Below are 19,954 nucleotides of genomic sequence, written 5' to 3'. Positions count from 1 at the left end.
GCGGCAGCGCCGAATCGAGTATGTGCGGTCGCCGCCAGGGTATCCGGCATATCCGACATACCCGGCAATTCCGATAAATGGAGAGTTTCGCGACCGGTCGTCCGGGGTAATAGAGCGGGGCTTCTCGACTTGCGTACGTATTTCTCCATTCAGGTGCGGATGCGTAGCGCGATTGTGTGTGTGCATTGACGAAGGGTTGAGTGGTGTCCGGATCGGCATTTTCCGTCGCTATTATCGGCATATCCTGCAGAATGCCGGGGGCGGCCGATCCGGACAGTTTCTGGCAGTTACTGAGAGACGGGAATGCCGCGATCGGGACGGCGCCCCCCGGACGAGAAAAAATCACCGAGCGCGCCGGATTCCTCGGTAACGCGGGCGATTTCGATGCGGACTTCTTCGGCATCTCGCCCAACGAGGCGCGCGCGATCGATCCGCAGCAGTTGCTCGCCCTGGAGCTGAGCTGGGAGGCGCTCGAGGACGCGGGCCTGGCCGCCACTGCGCGCGACGCTCGGCGGTGCGGTGTGTTCTTCGGCAGCACCGGCAGCGATTTCGCCGAGCTGCTGGCCTCGCGCGGTGGGCCGGGGGTCAGCCGGCACTCGATGTGGGGCGTCGGGCGCGGCATCATCGCGAACCGCGTATCGAACTACTTCGGCTTCAGCGGCCCGAGCATTCTGGTCGATAGCGCACAGGCATCCTCACTGGTCGCCGTGCATCTGGCGTGCGAAAGTCTGCGCAGCGGCGAGAGCGATGTGGCCCTGGCCGGCGGACTGAACCTTATTCTGTCGCCGACCAGCGGTGAACGGACAGCGCAATTCGGCGCGCAGTCCGCGCTGGGCGCGTGCCACACCTTCGATGCGCGGGCCGACGGTTTCGTGCGCGGTGAAGGCGGCGGCGTGGTGGTGCTTAAACCATTGGCGCGCGCCGTCGCCGACGGCGACCGGATTCATGCTGTCATCCGCGGCAGCGCGGTCAATACCGGCAACGAGCGCCGCGTGCTGAGCGCCCCGAGCCGGGATGCGCAGGCGGCGGTGATCCGATCCGCGCTGACCGCCGCGGGTGTCGACGCGCCCTCTGTGCAGTACGTCGAATTGCACGGCACCGGGACACCCGCCGGTGACCCGGTGGAGGCCGCCTCGCTCGGTGAAACCTACGGTGTGGGGCGGACCCAGGACGCACCGCTTGCTGTCGGGTCGGTCAAAACGAATATCGGGCATCTGGAAGGTGCCTCGGGTATCGCGGGACTCATCAAGACCGTGCTCTGCCTGACCCATCGTGAGATCGTCGCGAGCCTGAACTTCGAAACGCCGAATCCTCGAATTCCGCTCGGGGAACTGGGTTTGCGGGTCGCTACGGGTACCGAGAGCTGGCCCGCCGCCGCCGTGCGCAGGGCGGCTGTGTCGTCCTTCGGTATGGGGGGATCCAATGCGCACGTGATCGTGGAGGAGGCGCCCGCCACCGGGTCTGCCGAGCCTGCGGTGGTGGGACGGACGGGTGCGGTGCCGCTGGTCGTATCGGCTCGCACCGAGGACGGCGTGGTCGCGCAGGCGGCCCGGCTGCGGGAGTGGTTACTGCGCCATCCGGGTCTGGACGTGGCCGACGTGGCCCATTCGCTGCTGGCCACCCGCGCCCAGCTGGAGTGCCGCGGGGCCGTCGTCGGACGTGATCGAGCGGAGCTGCTGGCCGGTTTGGCCGCGTTGGACGGCTCGGCCGCGCCTGCCGCGGCCACCGGGCCGATGCGGGGGCGGGCCGAGCCGCGCCGGGTCGGGTTCGTCTGCCCGGGGCCGGGCACCGGATGGGCGACTGTGGCCCGGGACCTGGTGGATGGCGGTGGCGCGTTCGCGGCGTCGATCGCTGAATGTGCGGCGGCGCTCGAGCCGTACGTGGACTGGTCGCTGACGGCGGTGCTTCGCGGTGAATCCACGCCCTCGCCGGCTCGCGTGGATGTGGCGCAACCGGCGCTGTTCGCGGTGACGGTCTCGCTGGCCCGGATGTGGCGCGCGGCCGGTGTGGAGCCGGATATGGTGATCGGCCGTGGCGAAGGGGAGATCGCCGCCGCCCATATCGCCGGTGGGCTGTCGCTGGCGGATGCGGCGCGGGTGGTGGCGCTGCGGTCGCGCGTGGTGGCCGAGGAGACTGCCGGACAGGACGATACGGCATCGATCGGACTCGGCGTCGACGCGGTCGAGCGGCTGCTCGCGGAGCTCGAGCCGATCCGCCCGGTCTCCGGATCGGTGCCGTTCTTCTCGAGCATGACAGCCGATGTCATGGATACGGCGCGACTGGATGCCGGATACTGGTGCCGGTCCCTGCGGGAGCCGATGCGAACCGCCGATGCGGTCACGGCACCGACCGGCCACGGCATCAATGGATACATCGAACTCGGCCCGATTTCGGGGCTCACGACGGATATCGGCGTCAGCGCCGAGGGCGACGCCGGCGTACCCGTCGTCGGGTCGTGGCAGCCCGGCGAATCCGGTCCGGATCGGCTTTTGGCTTCGCTGGTACAGGCCCATTGTGTCGGCATCGGCGTGGATCCCCGGGCGCTGGTCTCGGGTGGGACGCGAGTGGAGTTGCCGCCGTACGCATTCCGGCGCCGCGAGTCCGGTGCCGACACGCCGCTGGTCCCCGCCGATGGTGGCAGCGGCGCGCCGCGGGTGGTCGCCGCGGCCGAAGACCACATTTCCGAGAGCCGGATTCCCGCGGACGATACGCCTCCCGCGGCGCCGAACGACAGTCCGCTGGCACGCACACTGCTCGCGGCCCCCGAATATCAGCGCGACACAGTGGTGCTCGACATCGTGCGTGCACACGCTGCCGCCGTCCTGGGACACGAGTCGGCCCGATCGATTCACCCCGGCCTGCCGTTCACCGAGCTCGGTTTCGACTCCCTCAGCGGTGTGGAGCTGCAGAAACGGTTGACGCGGGCCACCGGTGTCGCGCTGCCGGCGTCGCTCATCTTCGACCATCCGACCGCGACCGCCGTCGCGGCGCTGCTGCGGGGACTGATCGCCGGGACCACCCGGGAGCAGCGCCGGGTTCCGCGCCGCACCGCATCGGCAGAGCCGATAGCGATCGTCGGGATGGGCGCCCGGTTCCCAGGTGGTGTGCGCTGCGCGGAGGACCTGTGGGATCTGGTCGCCGAGGGGCGCGACGTGATCAGCGAGTTCCCCGCCGACCGCGGCTGGGACCTGGACCGGCTCTTCGATTCGGATCCCGGCAAAGCGGGTACGGTCTACACGCGGCGCGGTGGATTCCTCAGCGGGGCCGGTGATTTCGATCCCGGGTTCTTCGGCATCAGCCCCCGGGAAGCGCTGGCGATGGATCCGCAGCAGCGGGTGTTGCTCGAAACAGCCTGGGAGGCACTGGAGGACGCGGGTATCGATCCGGTGTCGTTACGGGGTGGCGATACCGGCGTCTACATCGGTGCCTGCTCGTCGGAATACTCCCGTCGGGTGACCGGTGACCTGGAGGGATTCCGGCTGACCGGCACCTCGCACAGCGTCATCTCGGGTCGCGTCGCGTACGTGTTCGGCCTGGAGGGGCCGGCTGTGACGGTGGATACGGCGTGTTCGTCTTCGCTGGTGGCGTTGCACTTGGCCTGCCGGGCGCTGCGCCAGGGGGAGAGCTCCCTGATTCTCGCGGGCGGCGTCACCATCGCGGCCGGCCCGGAGCTGTATGTGGACTTCTCTCGCCAGCGTGGCCTGTCCCGTGACGGCCGATGCAAGGCATTCTCGGCCGCGGCCGACGGTGTGGGATGGTCGGAGGGCTCGGGTGTCCTGGTGCTGGAACGGCTTTCGGATGCGCGGCGCCTCGGCCACAACATTCTCGCCGTTGTTCGCGGTAGCGCGATCAACCAGGACGGCGCGAGCAACGGCCTCACCGCACCGAACGGTCCGTCGCAGGAGCGGGTGATCGCGGAGGCCCTCGCCGACGCCGGAATCTCGGCGGTCGATGTGGACGCGGTGGAGGCACACGGAACCGGTACGACGCTGGGTGATCCGATCGAAGCACAGGCGTTGATCGCTGCCTACGGATCCGGTCGCGGCGATCGGGAGCCGTTGCGGATCGGTTCGCTGAAGTCGAATATCGGCCATACCGTGGCCGCCGCCGGTGTGGCCGGTGTGATCAAGATGGTGCAGGCGCTGCGGCACGAGCGGCTGCCGCGTACGCTGCACGCCGAAACGCCGTCGCCGCACGTGGAGTGGGATCCGGGCACGGTGCGGCTGCTGACCGAATCCGAGCCCTGGATCGCCGGGGACCGGGCGCGGCGAGCGGGTGTTTCGTCGTTCGGGATCAGCGGAACCAACGCGCATATCCTCCTGGAGGAAGCACCCGCCGAGCTCGCCGCCGTGAGCTCCGGTGCCAACGATGCGGTGTGGCAGCCGGATATGGCGGCGCCGCTCACCCCGCTGCTGGTGTCGGGGAAGGGCGCAGCGGGTCTGCGGGCACAGGCCGGCCGGCTGCGTACCTGGCTGTCGGAGCGGCCCGATGTGGACCTCACGGATGTGGCCTATTCGCTGGTGACGTCGCGGGCGCAGCTGGATTCGCGGAGCGTGGTACTCGGCCGTGATCGGGACGAGTTGCTCGAGCGGTTGGCGAGTCTCGCCGATTCGGGCACCGGCGCCGGCGTGGTCACCGGGGCGGCCGGTTCGGGGCTGACGGCGTTCTTGTTCACCGGTCAGGGTGCGCAGCGTGTTGGTATGGGTGCGGAGTTGTATGGCGCGTTTCCGGTGTTCGCGGCGGTGTTGGATGAGGTGTGTGCGGAGTTCGATCCGTTGCTGGGTCGGTCGTTGCGGGAGTTGATGTTCCGGGGCGCTGATGGTGATGGTGGGGTGTTGGATCGGACGGAGTTCACGCAGCCGGCGTTGTTCGCGTTCGAGGTGGCGTTGTTCGGGTTGCTGGAGTCGTTCGGGCTCGCACCGGATGTGTTGATCGGACATTCGGTGGGGGAGTTGGCTGCTGCGTATGTGGCCGGTGTGTGGTCGTTGCAGGATGCGTGTGCCCTGGTGGCGGCGCGGGGTCGGTTGATGGGTGCGTTGCCGTCGGGTGGCGCGATGTTGGCGGTGGCGCTGGGTGAGCAGCGTGCGGGTGAGGTTGTCGGCGGTTTCGGTGATCGGGTGTCTATTGCTGGGTTGAATGGTCCGTCGTCGACGGTGTTGTCGGGGGATGTGGATGCGATCGAGGAGATCGAGCGTGTGCTCTCGGCGACGGGAGTGGCGACGAATCGGTTGCGGGTGAGTCATGCGTTCCATTCGGCGCGGATGGATCCGATGTTGTCGGAGTTCCGTGCGGTCGCGGAGGGCGTTGTGTATCGGAGTCCACGGTGGCCGGTCGTGTCGAATGTGTCGGGTGAGGTTGCCGGGGATGTGGTGACCGATCCGGGGTATTGGGTGGGTCAGGTGCGCAGTTGTGTGCGGTTCGCGCCGGGCGTGGGCACTCTTGTCGGTGAGGGTGTGCGGCGTTTTGTGGAGGTGGGTCCGGATTCGGTGCTGGCGGCGTTGACGGGTGAGTGCCTGGCCGAGGCTCCGGAGATCGAGTCGGCGTCGGTTGTGGCGGCGGCTTCTCGGCGGGCGGTCGATGAGGTGGCGCAGTTGGTCACGTCGTTGGCGGGGCTTCATGTCGCGGGTGTGGGGGTGGATTGGCGGCCGTTGTTCGCGGGCCGGGCGGTGCGGCGGGTTCCGCTGCCCACCTACGCGTTTCAACATCGCCGCTATTGGCTGCCACCGGTCGACGGGACGCCGGCTCCGACTGATCATCCGGTTCTGACGAGTGTGGTCGGGTTGGCGGGTACCGATGAGTGGCTGTTCACCGGCCGGTTGTCGTTGCGTGCGCAGCCGTGGATCGCCGACCATGCGACATTCGGTGTCGTCGTCGTACCGAGTGCGGCCCTGATGGAGTTCCTGCTGGTCGCGGGAGACCGGATCGGGTGTGGCGTGGTGGAGGAGTTGACGCTGCAGGCGCCGATCGTGCCCGGTGCCGGTGATGAGATCGAGTTGCAGGTGCTGGTGCAGGCGCCCGATGAGGCCGGTCGTCGTGCGTTCGAGTTCTACTTCCGGGTTTCTCCGGACGGTGAGTGGGTGCACAACGCGACCGGCGCGCTCGCGGTCCGGTCCGACGACAATTCGTTGCTGTCGCGGCTGCGGGACGAGGCGTGGCCGCCGGGCGACGCCGAACCGGTTGCCGCCGAAGGTATTCCGGAACGCGTTTCGAAGGTGTCCGGGCTCGAGTACGGTCCGGCGTTCCTCGGGGTGCGCGCCGCGTGGCAACGCGACGATCTGGTCTTCTCGGAGATCATGCTGGGCGCCGACGCGGCGGCTCAACCGGGACGCTTCCACCTGCACCCGGCCCTGCTGGATATGACGTTGCACGCCGGCCTCGCCCAGTTCCTGCGGGGTGACGCGGAGTCCGATCCGGATACCGGCAGATTGCTTTTCCGGTGGGGCGGTGCGCGGTTCCACGCGGCGGCGGCAGACAGTGGACGGCGCGCGGAGATGACATCGCTTCGGGTCGCTGCCGTCGCGACGGGCGCGGAGACGATATCTGTCGCGGCCGTCGATCCGGACGGCAATCCCGTCCTGTCGGTCGATGCGGTGGTGATGCGCCCCTACGACACCGAGGCGTTCCGGAGCGCTCTCCCCGGTGACGAAGCGGCCCTGTACGAGGTGCGCTGGGAACACGCCGAAGTAGCGCCGGGCGCGATGCCCGCGCCGGCGCCGGCGGCGCTCGCGGACACGCGCGTGCGTGGAGTCGATGCGTCACATGGCTCACCCGCCGAAGCTGCTGCGGCGGAGCATGTTCCGGACGTGGTGGTGTGGCGGACGCCCGCCGGCGATTCGGCGGAGGTTCGAGAATCGGTTCGGGCGTGCGTGCACGACACACTCGCGCTGCTGAAGTCATGGCTCGTGCAGGACAGGTTGTCCGGCTCGCGATTGGTGGTCGTCACCACGGGTGGCGCCGGGTTGCCCGGAGAGACTCCCGACCTCGCCGCGGCCGCGGTGTGGGGTGTGGTGCGCAGTGCGCAGTCGGAGAATCCGGATCGGTTCGTGCTGGTCGATGAGGATCCGGCGGCGCCGTTGGATTCGGATCGGGTCGCGGCGGTGTCGCGGTCGGGTGAGCCGCAGGTCGCGGTGCGTGGCGGTGAGATGCTGGTGCCGCGGCTGGCACCCGCGTACACGCCGGTGGACAACGGTGCGCCGGCGGCGATGGGCCACGGCACGGTGTTGATCACCGGTGGCACGGGTGGTCTGGGTGCGTTGTTCGCCCGGCACCTGGTGGCCGAGCACGGTGTGCGCAGCCTGGTGCTGACGTCGCGGCGCGGGCCCGATGCGCCGGGTGCCGCCGAATTGGTTGCCGAGTTGGCGCGGTCGGGGGCGGACGCCCGGGTCGTGTCCTGTGACGTCGCCGACCGTGACGAGACCCGGGCCCTGTTGGACAGCATCGATTCCGAGCGTGGATTGACCGCCGTCGTGCATACGGCGGGCGTGCTCGACGACGGCACGATCGGGTCGCTGACCGGTGGGCAGGTCGATCGTGTGCTGGCGCCCAAGGTCGACGGGGCGTGGAATCTGCACGAGTTGACCGGTGACCGTGACCTGTCGGCGTTCGTGGTGTTCTCCTCGGTCGCCGGGGTTGTCGGGTCGGCCGGTCAGGGCAATTATGCCGCGGCCAACAGTTTCCTGGATGCGTTGATACAGCGGCGGCGAGCGGCCGGGCTGGCCGCCACCTCGCTGGCGTGGGGGCCGTGGAACCAGGCCGGAGGTATGACCGGTGGTCTGGATCGCGCCGCGCTCGCGCGATGGGACCGCCTGGGGCTCGGGCAGCTCGGTGACGGCGAGGGGATACGGCTGTTCGACGCCGCGCTCGCGCATTCGCACGCGCGGCCGGTGCTGATCCGCTTCGACGCGGCCGTGGTGCGTCGTGTCACCGAAATCGACAGCGTCCCCGCGGTATTGCGTGGATTTGCCCGGCGTTCCGCGCGTCCGGCACAGGATGTGCGGCGTGCCTCGCCGGCAAACGCCGCCGGTGCGCTCGGCGCCGCGTTGAGCGGAGTGCCCGAGGATCGCCGTGGCGAAGTCGTGCTCGAGATGGTACGTGACCAGGTCGCCGCGGTGCTCGGACACGATTCGGCGGAGTCGGTCGAGGTAGAAATGCCGTTCCGCGAGTTCGGGCTGGATTCGCTCGGTGCGGTGGAGTTCCGTAACCGGCTGGCCACGGCGACCGGTCTGCAGTTGCCGTCGACCCTGGTGTTCGACCACCCGACCCCGGCGGCGGTGGCGAAACTGGTGCAGTCGCGGGTCGAACCCACGGCCGCCGCGCCCGCCGCGAAGACGGCCCGCCGGGCGCGCGCCGACGAGCCGATCGCCATCGTCGGAATGGCCTGCCGGTATCCCGGCGGTGTCGAGTCCGCGGACGAGCTGTGGGATCTGGTGCTGTCGGGCACGGACGCGATCAGTGCGTTCCCATCGGATCGTGGCTGGGCGCTGGATCGGCTGATCGATCCGGACGCGGACCGGCCCGGCACGTCCTATTCCGGGCAGGGTGGCTTCCTGGCCGGTGCCGGTGATTTCGATGCCGGATTCTTCGGGATCGGCCCGCGTGAGGCCGTCGCGATGGATCCACAGCAGCGGTTGCTCCTCGAGGTGTCGTGGGAAGCACTGGAACATGCCGGCATCGATCCGACGTCGCTGCGCGGCAGCGATACCGGTGTGTATTCGGGCGTGATGTATCAGGACTACGAGAACCTGACGCGTGCGGCCGGACCTGACATCGAAGGATATGCGCTGACCGGCGCCGTGGGCAGTGTGGTGTCGGGCCGGGTGGCGTACACGCTGGGGCTGGAAGGTCCCGCGATGACGGTGGATACGGCCTGTTCGTCCTCGCTGGTGGCATTGCATCTGGCCGTCCGGGCGCTGCGTCAGGGCGAGAGTTCGCTCGCGCTGGTGGGCGGTGCGACGGTGATGGCGACGCCGATGGTGTTCTCGGAATTCTCCCGGCAGCGCGGTCTGGCGTCGGACGGACGCTGCAAATCGTTCTCGGCGGCCGCGGACGGTGTGTCCTGGGCGGAGGGCGCGGCCGTGCTGGTCGTGGAGCGGCTGTCGGACGCACAACGCCTGGGCCACAATGTGCTCGCGGTGGTGCGCGGCAGCGCGGTCAACCAGGACGGTGCGAGCAACGGCTTGACCGCGCCCAACGGTCCGTCGCAAGAGCGGGTGATCGCCGACGCGCTGGCCGACGCCGGGTTGGCGCCCGCGGAGGTGGACGCGGTCGAGGCGCACGGCACCGGGACGACGCTGGGTGATCCGATCGAGGCGCAAGCGTTGATCGCCGCCTACGGCCGGGACCGGGGCGAGCCGTTGCGCATCGGATCGCTGAAATCGAATATCGGGCATTCGCAGGCGGCCTCGGGTGTCGGTGGCGTGATCAAGATGGTGCAGGCCATGCGGCACGAAACCCTGCCGCGGACCTTGCATGTGGACGCGTTGTCACCACACGTGGATTGGTCGGCGGGATCGGTGCGGGTGCTGGCGGACCCGGAGCAGTGGACCGCGGGCGATCGGGTGCGCCGCGCGGGGGTGTCGTCGTTCGGGATCAGTGGCACGAACGCGCACGTGATTCTCGAGGAACCGCCGGTCTCAGTGGCCGCGCCGCCGCACCGGACCGCCGCGCCTGCCGCGGCGCCCGCGTCGCCGGAAGTCCTTCCGCTGTTGTTGTCCGCGAAATCCGAAGGGGCATTGCGGGCGCAGGCGGATCGGTTGTGGCAGTGGATGCTCGACCACGCCGACGCGGCGGTGCGGGATGTGGCGTCGGCGTTGGTCGATACCAGGGCACTGCTGGAGTGGCGTGGTGGCGTGCTGGGTCGCGATCGTGACGAGTTGCTGGCCGGTCTGGCGGAACTGGCCGCCGGATCGGGATCAGCGCGGGTAGTCGACGGTATCGCGGGGCAGGGAAAGACGGCGTTCCTGTTCACCGGCCAGGGTGCGCAGCGTCCCGGAATGGGTGCGGGGCTCTACCGGGACTTCCCGGTGTTCGCCGCGGCGCTGGACGAGGTGTGCGCCGAGTTCGATCGCCATCTCGGTGGATCGTTGCGAGCGGTGATGTTCGACGCCCCCGAGGCGGGGTTGAATCGGACGGAGTTCACCCAGCCCGCTTTGTTCGCCTTCGAGGTGGCGCTGTCCGGACTGCTGGAATCGTTCGGCATCGTCGCGGATGTGGTCGCCGGGCATTCGATCGGTGAGCTGGCGGCGGCGTATGTGGCGGGAGTGTGGTCGCTCGCGGACGCGTGTGCGCTGGTGGCGGCGCGCGGCCGGTTGATGGGTGGACTGCCCGAGGGCGGGGCGATGCTGGCGGTCGCCGTCTCGGAGGACGAGGCCACGACGGTGGTGGCCGAGTACCCCGGCCGTTTGTCGGTGGCCGCGGTGAACGGGCCGGAGGCAGTGGTGTTCTCCGGGGACGACGATGCCGTCGGTGAGCTCGAGGCACTGTTCGCCCGGCGCGGCCGCACGACGAGCCGGCTGCGGGTGAGCCATGCCTTCCATTCGGCTCGGATGGATCCGATGCTGGACGAGTTCCGGGCCGTGGCAGCGGGATTGACCTACCACGAGCCGCTGGTGCCGATCGTGTCGAACGTATCGGGTGCGCCGGCGGGCGACGCGGTGTGTGACCCCGAGTATTGGGTGGCGCAGGTTCGCGGTTGCGTACGTTTCGCTCCCGGGGTGAACACGCTGGCGGATTCCGGTGTGCGCAGATTCGTGGAGGTGGGGCCGGATGCGGTGCTCACCGCCATGACCCGGGCCTGCCTGGCCGAGCGTCCGGAGGTGGAGGCGAAGTCCACAGCGGTGGCGGCGTCGCGGCGCTCGGCCGATGAGACCGCCGAATTCGTCGCGGCCCTGACCCGGGCCCATACGGTGGGTGTGCCGGTGGACTGGACGCCGCTGCTCGGTGGACGCCCCGCCCGCCGGGTGACGTTGCCTACCTACGCGTTCCAGCATCAGCGCTATTGGGCGCGTCCGCGCGTCGCGCGGGACCTATGGCAGTCGGGCCTCGACGAGGCAGACCATCCGCTGCTCGGTGCGATGGTGCGATTGCCGGAATCCGAGGAGGTCGTGTTCACGGGCAGGCTGTCCCGAGACGGTCACCCGTGGCTGGCCGATCATGCCGTGGCCGGGGTCGCCTTGCTGCCCGGGGCTGCCCTGGTGGACCTGGCGTTGCACGTGGGAACAATGGTGCGGTGCCCGCTGGTGACGGAGCTGGTGATCGAGGCACCGCTGCCGCTGCCGGCCGCCGGCGCCGCCGAACTTCGTGTGGTGGCGAGCGGGCCGGACGACACCGGATCCCGGACGGTCACGATGTATTCCCGCTCCAGCAGCGGTGATTCGGGCCGGTTCGATGACGATTCGGAACAGTGGATCCGTCACGCGGTCGCGACGGTGGCCGCCGGGCCGGATACGGCAGCGGACGCGACCGGGCCGGTGCAGTGGCCGCCCGCGGGCGCGACGGCCACAGCGATCGACACCGCTTACCCGGATCTGGCCGAGCGCGGCTACGAATACGGGCCGGTGTTCCGCGGACTGACCGCCCTCTGGGCGGGCGACGGTGAGGTGTTCGCGGAGATCACCCTGCCGGAGTCCGCGCTCTCGGAGAGCACACGATTCGGGATACATCCGGCGCTGCTGGATGCCGCGCTGCACGCGATCGTGGTCGGTGGGCTGGCGCCCGATACCCGGGCGGATGCGGTAGTCGTCCCGTTCTCGTGGGAGAACGTCGCCTTGCGCGCGACGGGCGCCACCGCGCTGCGGGTCCGTGCGCGCAGGGTTGCCGGCGCTACCGCCTCCGGGCCGGGAGACGAGCGGATCGCCCTGACCCTCACCGACCGGACGGGCACAGCCGTGGCCGAGGTGGGAGCCCTGACTCTGCGGCCACTGTCGACCGGCACGCTCGGCGTGCCGCGGCGTGGAGCGGGCGGCATCGGCTACGAGCTGGAGTGGATCGCCCTTCCCGAGCGGCCCGGCGAGCCCGTCGGGGACGACGCCTGGAGCTCGGTCGACGATGGTGAAGCCGTCGTTGTCGCCGGCCGGGATATGACGGTGGTGCGGCTCGATGAACCGGCCACCGAGGTCGAAATCCCGACGGCGGTACGGGAGCTGGTGACCGCACTGAAGGATCGGGTACAGCGCCTGCTGTCTCGTGACGGACTCATCGTCGTGGTGACCCGGCGAGCGGTGGCGGTCCATCCCGGCGAGCCGGTGGACTTGGCCGCAGCAGCGGCATGGGGTCTGCTGCGTACGGCACAGAGCGAGAACCCGGACCGGATCCTGCTCGTCGATATCGATGCGGAGTCGGGCTATCGGTCCGCGGTGCCGCTGGCTGCGGCGACCGCGGGGGAAACCCAGCTGGCCGTGCGCCACGGAACGGCGCATATACCGCGGCTGAACCGCGATCCTGGCCCACTCGCACCGGCGATCGCCTCGGCGGGCGCGGCCGGGACCGGGGGCGATGGCGAGGCGTCGCCGCTGAAGACCTCGCACGGCCCGCGCGAGCTACCGGCCCGATCGCTGACTCTGCGTGGCAAGGGCACGCTGTCGCCGGAGAATTTCGGTCTGGATGAGGACCCCGGTGCGTGGGAGGCACTCACACCGGGGCAGGTCCGGGTCGGTATGCGGGCGGTCGGCCTCAACTTCCGGGACGTGCTCATCGCGCTCGGCACCTATCCCGACGAGAGCGGCCGAATCGGTGGCGAAGGCGCCGGAATCGTGCTGGAGGCCGGCTCCGATGTGACCGAATTCGCCCCCGGCGACAGGGTGTTCGGCTTTGTGCCGGGCTCCGGCACGGTGTCGGTGACCGATCACCGGCTGCTCGCGCGGATGCCGGATGGCTGGTCGTTCACCCAGGCCGCCGCGATACCGATCGCTTACGCGACCGCCTACTACGGCCTCGTCGACCTGGCCGGTGCGCAACCGGGCCAGACGCTGTTGCTGCACGCCGCTACCGGTGGCGTCGGGATGGCGGCCGTGCGACTCGCGCGGCACCTCGGCCTGCGGCCGCTGGTCACCGCCAGCCGGCCCAAATGGAATGTGCTGCGCGATATGGGGTTCGACGATTCGGATATCGGCGATTCCCGCACCCTGGATTTCGAACGGAAGTTCCTCGACGCGACCGGCGGGCGCGGCGTGGATATCGTGCTGGATTCGCTGGCCGGCGAATTCGTGGACGCCTCGTTGCGCTTGCTGCCGCGTGGCGGCAGCTTCGTCGAAATGGGCATGCTCGATCGGCGTGATCCCGCCGAGGTGGCCGCCGGCCACCCGGGTGTTCGTTACCACAGCTTCATGCTGATGGACGTGGGCCCGGATCGGCTCCGAGAGATTCTGGCCGCGCTCGTCGGATTGCTCGGCGACCCGATACCGGCGTCGGACCCGGTGACCGCCTGGGATCTGCGGCGGGCGCCCGCCGCCTACCGGTACCTGGGCCAAGCCCGGGGTATCGGCAAGAACGTGCTCACCGTGCCGGCCCCGCTGCGGCCCGAGGGCACCGTACTGATCACCGGTGGCACCGGGGGGCTGGGCGCGGTGACCGCGCGGCACCTCGTCACCACGCACGGCGTGCGCCGGCTGATACTGGCCGGCCGGCGCGGCCCGGACGCACCCGGTGCGGCCGAACTCGCCGCCGAACTCACCGAGCTCGGGGCGCAGGTGGAGGTGGTCGCCTGTGATGCGGCCGACCGCGCCGCCCTCGACGCGATGCTGGCGGCGATCCCGGCGGCGCATCCGTTGACCGCGGTCGTCCATTCCGCGGGTGTGCTGTCCGATGGCGTGCTCGCCACCATGACGGACGAACAGATCGCGCGGGTGTTGCGGCCCAAGGTGGATGCCGCGTGGAATCTGCACGAGGCGACCGCGCACCTGGATCTGTCGGCGTTCGTGCTCTACTCCTCGATTTCGGGCGTTATCGGCAACCCGGGGCAGGCGAACTATGCCGCGGCGAACGTCTTCCTCGACGCACTGGCCCAGCATCGCCACAGGACGGGTCTGCCCGCGATATCGGTGGCCTGGGGGCCGTGGCAGCAGGGCAGCGGTATGACCAGCGCCCTCGGCGAGGCAGACCTCGTCCGGTTGCGGCGCGAAGGACTCCTTCCGCTGGGCGGCGAGGACGGTATGGAACTGTTCGACGCGGCTTTGGCGGGCGGTAGCGCCACGTTCGCGGCGGTCCGGATCGACGGGACCGCGCTCGGTGCGGCCGGTTCCGGTGATATTCGCCCGGTGATGCGGAGCTTGGCGCGGCCCTCGCGGCGCCGGGTGAGCGAACCCGCGACGGCGTCGGACGGGCGTTCCGCGAGCTGGGCGGCGCAACTGCTCGGCCGCTCCGTCGCCGAGCAGGATCGCATGATTCTCGAGGTGATCCGGGCGCAGGCCGCGGCCGTGCTCGGACACACCAGCGCCGATTCGACCGCACCGGACAAGCCGTTCAGCGATATCGGGCTCGATTCGCTCGGGGTCATGGAATTCCGGAACCGGCTGAAATCCGCTGTCGGCGTCCAATTGTCCGCGACCACGATGTTCGACTATCCCACCCCGGAGGCGCTGGCCGGGTTCCTCCGCCAGGAGATCGTTCCGGTCGACGAACCAGAGCGGCGATCGGAGGCCCGGTCGCGGGCGCGGCAGCGGCCGCCCGAACTCACCGACCGATCGCGGGAACCCATCGCCATCGTCGGTATGGCCTGCCGGTACCCCGGCGGCGCCCGCTCACCCGAGGATCTGTGGCGCATGACCGCGGCGGGCGTGGATGCGGTCGGCGGCTATCCCTCCGACCGTGGATGGGATCTGGAGCGGCTGTTCGACTCCGACCCGGACGCACCGGGCACGATCTACACCCGCGACGGCGGATTCCTCGACTCCGTCGGCGACTTCGATGCGGCCTTCTTCGGGATCGGCCCCCGCGAGGCCGCCGCGATGGACCCACAGCAGCGCCTGATGCTCGAGGCGTCCTGGGAAGCGCTCGAAGACGCCGGTATCGACCCGGTATCGTTACGCGGCAGCGATACCGGCGTCTTCGCCGGTGTCATCCATCAGAACTACGGGCCCCGCATCGGCTCCCGGGCAGTCGGCGCCGAGGCGGAAGGCCATGCCTACCTGGGTGTTTCGAACAGTGTGCTGAGCGGCCGGATCGCCTACACCTTCGGTTTCGAGGGCCCGGCCATCTCGGTCGACACCGCGTGCTCGTCCTCGCTGGTGGCGCTGCACCTCGCGTGTCAGGCGCTGCGGCAGGGCGACGCGACGGTGGCTCTCGCGGGCGGGGTCACCGTGATGTCGGATCCCTCCCTGTTGATCGCCTTCGCACGTCAGCGCGCGCTGTCCCCCGACGCCCGCTGCAAGGCATTCGCGGCGGCCGCCGACGGTACGGGCTTTTCCGAGGGGCTCGGCATGCTGGTGCTGGAACGGCTGTCGGACGCGCAACGTCTGGGCCACAACGTGCTCGCCGTGGTGCGCGGCAGCGCGGTCAATCAGGACGGTGCGAGCAACGGTCTGACCGCGCCCAACGGCCTGTCGCAGGAGCGGGTCATCGCGCAGGCGCTCGCGAATGCCGGCTTGGAGCCCGCGGATATCGACGCGGTCGAGGCCCACGGTACGGGCACGACGCTCGGGGATCCGATCGAAGCGCAGGCACTGATCAGGGCCTTCGGGACGCGGCGCGAGGCCGCGCCGCTACATCTGGGTTCGCTCAAATCGAATATCGGTCACACCTCGGCCGCGGCGGGAGTCGGCGGGGTGATCAAGATGGTGCAGGCCATGCGGCACAGCGTCCTGCCGAAGACGTTGCACGTGGATGCGCCGACGCCACACGTGGATTGGTCCGCGGGTACGGTGCGCCTGCTGCGGGACAACGAGCCGTGGCCCGGGGGTGAGCGGACCCGCCGGGCGGGGGTTTCGTCGTTCGGAGCCAGCGGCACCAACGCCCACCTGATTCTCGAGGAGGCGCCCACCGCGCCGGTCGCCGGCGCGCCGGACGGTGTCTCCCCGGCGGTTGCCGCGACGACCGTGGGCTCCGATGTCGTCCCGCTGGTGCTGTCGGCCAAGTCCGGTGAGGCGCTGCGCGCGCAAGCGGACCGGCTGCGGCGGTGGCTCGTCGCCGATCCCGGCGCGGATATGTGGGACGTGGCGCATACCTTGTCGACGTCGCGGGCCCTGCTGGAATGGCGGGGCGCGGTCGTGGGCAGCGACCGGCCCGGACTGCTGGCCGGTCTGGCCGATCTGGCGGCCGGGGCGCCGGGCGCGATCGAGGCGAAAGCAGAGACCGGTAAGACGGCGTTCTTGTTCACCGGTCAGGGTGCGCAGCGTGTTGGTATGGGTGCGGAGTTGTATCGCGCGTTTCCGGTGTTCGCGGCGGTGTTGGATGAGGTGTGTGCGGAGTTCGATCCGTTGCTGGGTCGGTCGTTGCGGGAGTTGATGTTCCGGGGCGCTGATGGTGATGGTGGGGTGTTGGATCGGACGGAGTTCACGCAGCCGGCGTTGTTCGCGTTCGAGGTGGCGTTGTTCGGGTTGCTGGAGTCGTTCGGTATAGAGCCGGATGTGTTGATCGGGCATTCGCTGGGCGAGTTGGCTGCTGCGTATGTCTCGGGTGTGTGGTCGCTCGCGGATGCGTGCGTGTTGGTGGCGGCGCGGGGCCGGTTGATGGGAGCGTTGCCGGCGGGCGGTGCGATGCTGGCGGTGGCTCTGGATGAACCACGAGCGAGTGACGTTGTCGCCGGTTTCGGTGGCCGCGTATCGGTTGCTGGGGTGAATGGTCCGTCGTCGACGGTGTTGTCGGGGGATGTCGATGCGATCGGGGAGATCGAGGTCGAGCTGGCCGCGGCCGGTGTGCGGTCGAGTCGGTTGCGGGTGAGTCATGCGTTCCATTCGGCGCGGATGGATCCGATGTCGGCGGAGTTCCGGGCGGTCGCCGAAGGCATCGCTTATCGGGCTCCGCGGTGGCCGATCGTGTCGAATGTGTCGGGGGAGGTTGCCGGGGATGCGGTGACCGATCCGGAATATTGGGTGGGTCAGGTGCGCAGTTGTGTGCGGTTCGCGCCGGGCGTGGACACTCTCGTCGATGAGGGTGTGCGGCGTTTTGTGGAGGTGGGCCCGGACTCTGTGCTGACCGCGTTGACGCGCGGATGCCTGGCCGAAACTCCGGAGCTCGAGTCGGCATCGGTCGTGGCCGCGGTTTCCCGGAAGGCAGTCGACGAGGTGACGCAGTTCACCGCGTCGTTGGCGCAGTTGCATGTTGCGGGTGCAGGGGTGGATTGGCGGCCGTTGTTCGCGGGCCGGGAGATGCGCAGGGTCCCGCTACCCACCTATGCCTTCCAGCGGCGGCGCTTCTGGTCGCAACCCGGCGACGCGATATCACCTTCCGCATCGGATCATCCGATCGTGTCGGGTGTGGTCGGGTTGGCCGCTGATGACGAGTGGTTGTTCACCGGCCGGTTGTCGTTGCGCACGCATCCGTGGATCGCCGATCACATGACCCACGGCGCCGTGGTCGTACCGAGTTCGACCTTGATCGAGTTCCTTCTGGTCGCGGGTGGCCGGATCGGTTGCGGTGTGGTGGAGGAGTTGACGCTGCAGGCGCCGATCGTGCCCGGTGCCGATGATGAGATCGAGTTGCAGGTGCTGGTGCAGGCCCCCGATGAGGCCGGGCGTCGTGCGTTCGAGTTCTACTTCCGTGTGTCTCCGGACGGTGAGTGGGTGCACAACGCGACCGGCGCGCTCGCGGCCGAGTGGGACGGTGATTCCGAGTTGCTGTCGCGGCTGCGGGAGGAGCAGTGGCCACCTCTCGACGCCGAGTCTGTGGACTGTGCGGGACTTCCCGAGCGGATCTCGAATGATGCGGGCCTCGAATACGGTCCGGCGTTCCTCGGTGTGCGCGCCGCGTGGCAACGTGGTGAGACTGTCTTCTCCGAGATCGAATTGAACCTCGACGCGGCCCCGGACCCGGGGCGCCACGATCTGCATCCGGCCCTGCTCGACATGGTGATGCATGCGGGATTCTCCCGGTTGATATGGCGTGACGGGAACTCCGATCCGGATACCGGCAAGTTGCTGTTCCGGTGGGGCGGTGCGCGTTTGCACAAGCCGGCGGCCGGCGGCGGGCAGTGGCCCGGGGAGGTGAGGTCGCTTCGGGTCGTCGCCGTGGCGACGGGTGCCGAGACGGTGTCTGTCGCGGCCACCGACCCGGACGGCAATCCCATTGTGTCCGTCGATGCGGTGGTGATGCGTCCGTACGACGTGAAGGAATTCCGGGCCACTCTCCCCGGGGCCGAAGCGGCCCTGTATCAGGTCCGCTGGGACCGCACCGCCGACGATGCCGGAGCAGTGGACCAGCCCGTATCGTCACCGGCGTTGCTCGCCGGCACCTCCGTGCCGGGGATCGAGGCGCGGTACGGGTCCGTCGCTGAGCTCGGTGCCGCTGAAGATCTTCCGGGCCTGGTGGTGTGGCGGGTCGCCGGACCGTCCGATGCCGAGCGGCTCTCCGCTGGACCGGGAGCGGCTCGGGCCAGGGTGCACGACACACTCGCAGTGCTGAAATCGTGGCTGGCGCAGGAACGGTTGTCCGAGGTTCGGCTGCTGGTGGTGACAACGGGGGGCGCCGGGTTGCCCGGAGAGACTCCCGACCTCGCCGCGGCCGCGGTGTGGGGTGTGGTGCGCAGTGCACAGTCGGAGAATCCGGATCGGTTCGTGCTGGTCGATGAGGATCCGTCGGCGCCGTTGGATTCGGATCGGGTCGCGGCGGTGTCGCGGTCGGGTGAGCCGCAGGTCGCGGTGCGTGCCGGCGAGATGATGGTGCCACGGCTGGTGCGCGCGTCGGAATCGGATGGGAGCGAGGCAGAAGCGTCGTTCGGTAGCGGGACCGTGCTGATCACGGGTGGCACGGGTGGTCTGGGTGCGTTATTCGCCCGGCACCTGGTGGCCGAGCACGGTGTGCGCGATCTTGTGCTGACGTCGCGGCGCGGGCCCGATGCGCCGGGTGCCGCCGAACTGGTCGCCGAGTTGGCGCGGGCGGGCGCCGAGGTCCGGGTGGTGGCATGCGATATCGCTGATCGCGACTCGGTCCGGGATGTGCTGGACGGTATCGCCGCCGGCCCGATCGCTGTCGTGCACGCCGCCGGTGTGCTCGATGACGGCACTGTCGAATCGCTGACCGGCGAGCAGGTGGACCGGGTGCTGGCGCCGAAGATCGACGGGGCGTGGCACTTGGATGAACTGACCCGGGATCGGGACGTGTCGGCGTTCGTGATGTTCTCGTCTGTCGCGACGGTCCTGGGGTCGCCGGGGCAGGGTAACTATGCTGCGGCGAACGGTTTCCTGGATGCGTTGGCGCGGCGGCGGCGAGCGGCCGGGCCGGCCGCCACCTCGCTGGTATGGGGGCCGTGGAACCAGGGCAGCGGTATGACCGGCGGCCTGGATCGTGCTGCCCTCTCGCGCTGGGACCGGCTGGGATTGAGCCCACTGGAAAAGCGGGAAGGTATGCGCCTGTTCGACGAGGCGCTCACGCACGCCGAGCCCTGCCCGGCGCCGATCCGATTCGATCCGAGCATGCTGCGCCGAGGATCCGAATTCGACAGCGTGCCCGCGGTATTGCGCGGATTCGTGCGGCGTTCCCCGCGGCCGGCGCGACCGGTGGCCGCCGCGCCGGATTCGCTCGGTGCCCGGTTGGCGGAAGTGCTGCCGGCGCGGCGCGGTGAGGTGGTCCTGGAGGTCGTGCTGGCCCAGGCCGCGGCCGTTCTGGGGCATGATTCGGGCGACGATATCCAGCCGGACCAGCGCTTCGACGAGATCGGTTTCGATTCGCTGGGCGGTGTGGAATTCCGTAACCGGCTCGGCAAGGCGACCGGTCTGCAGTTGCCGTCGACCCTGGTGTTCGACCACCCGACCCCGGCCGCGGTGGCGAAACTGGTGCAGTCGCGGATCGAACCCACCGCCGTCGC

At 69.6% G+C, this 19,954-nt stretch carries 1 protein-coding gene (running past one end of the window); it reads left to right on the top strand.

The annotated features are described in order from the left end of the window. The first annotated feature begins 200 nt into the window (after window positions 1–200). A protein-coding gene (locus tag ABZ827_RS07350; protein ID WP_357233744.1) for an SDR family NAD(P)-dependent oxidoreductase crosses the window boundary here: on the top strand, window positions 201–19,954 show its 5' portion. It continues 4,663 nt past the right edge of the window; only the first 19,754 of its 24,417 coding nucleotides appear in the window; its start codon is at window positions 201–203; its stop codon lies beyond the right edge, outside the window.

Source organism: Nocardia sp. NPDC019395 (assembly GCF_040632335.1).
Classification (GTDB): Bacteria; Actinomycetota; Actinomycetes; order Mycobacteriales; family Mycobacteriaceae; genus Nocardia.
Note: the sequence above shows the minus strand (reverse complement) of the source record. Positions and strands in the feature narration are given on the sequence as shown.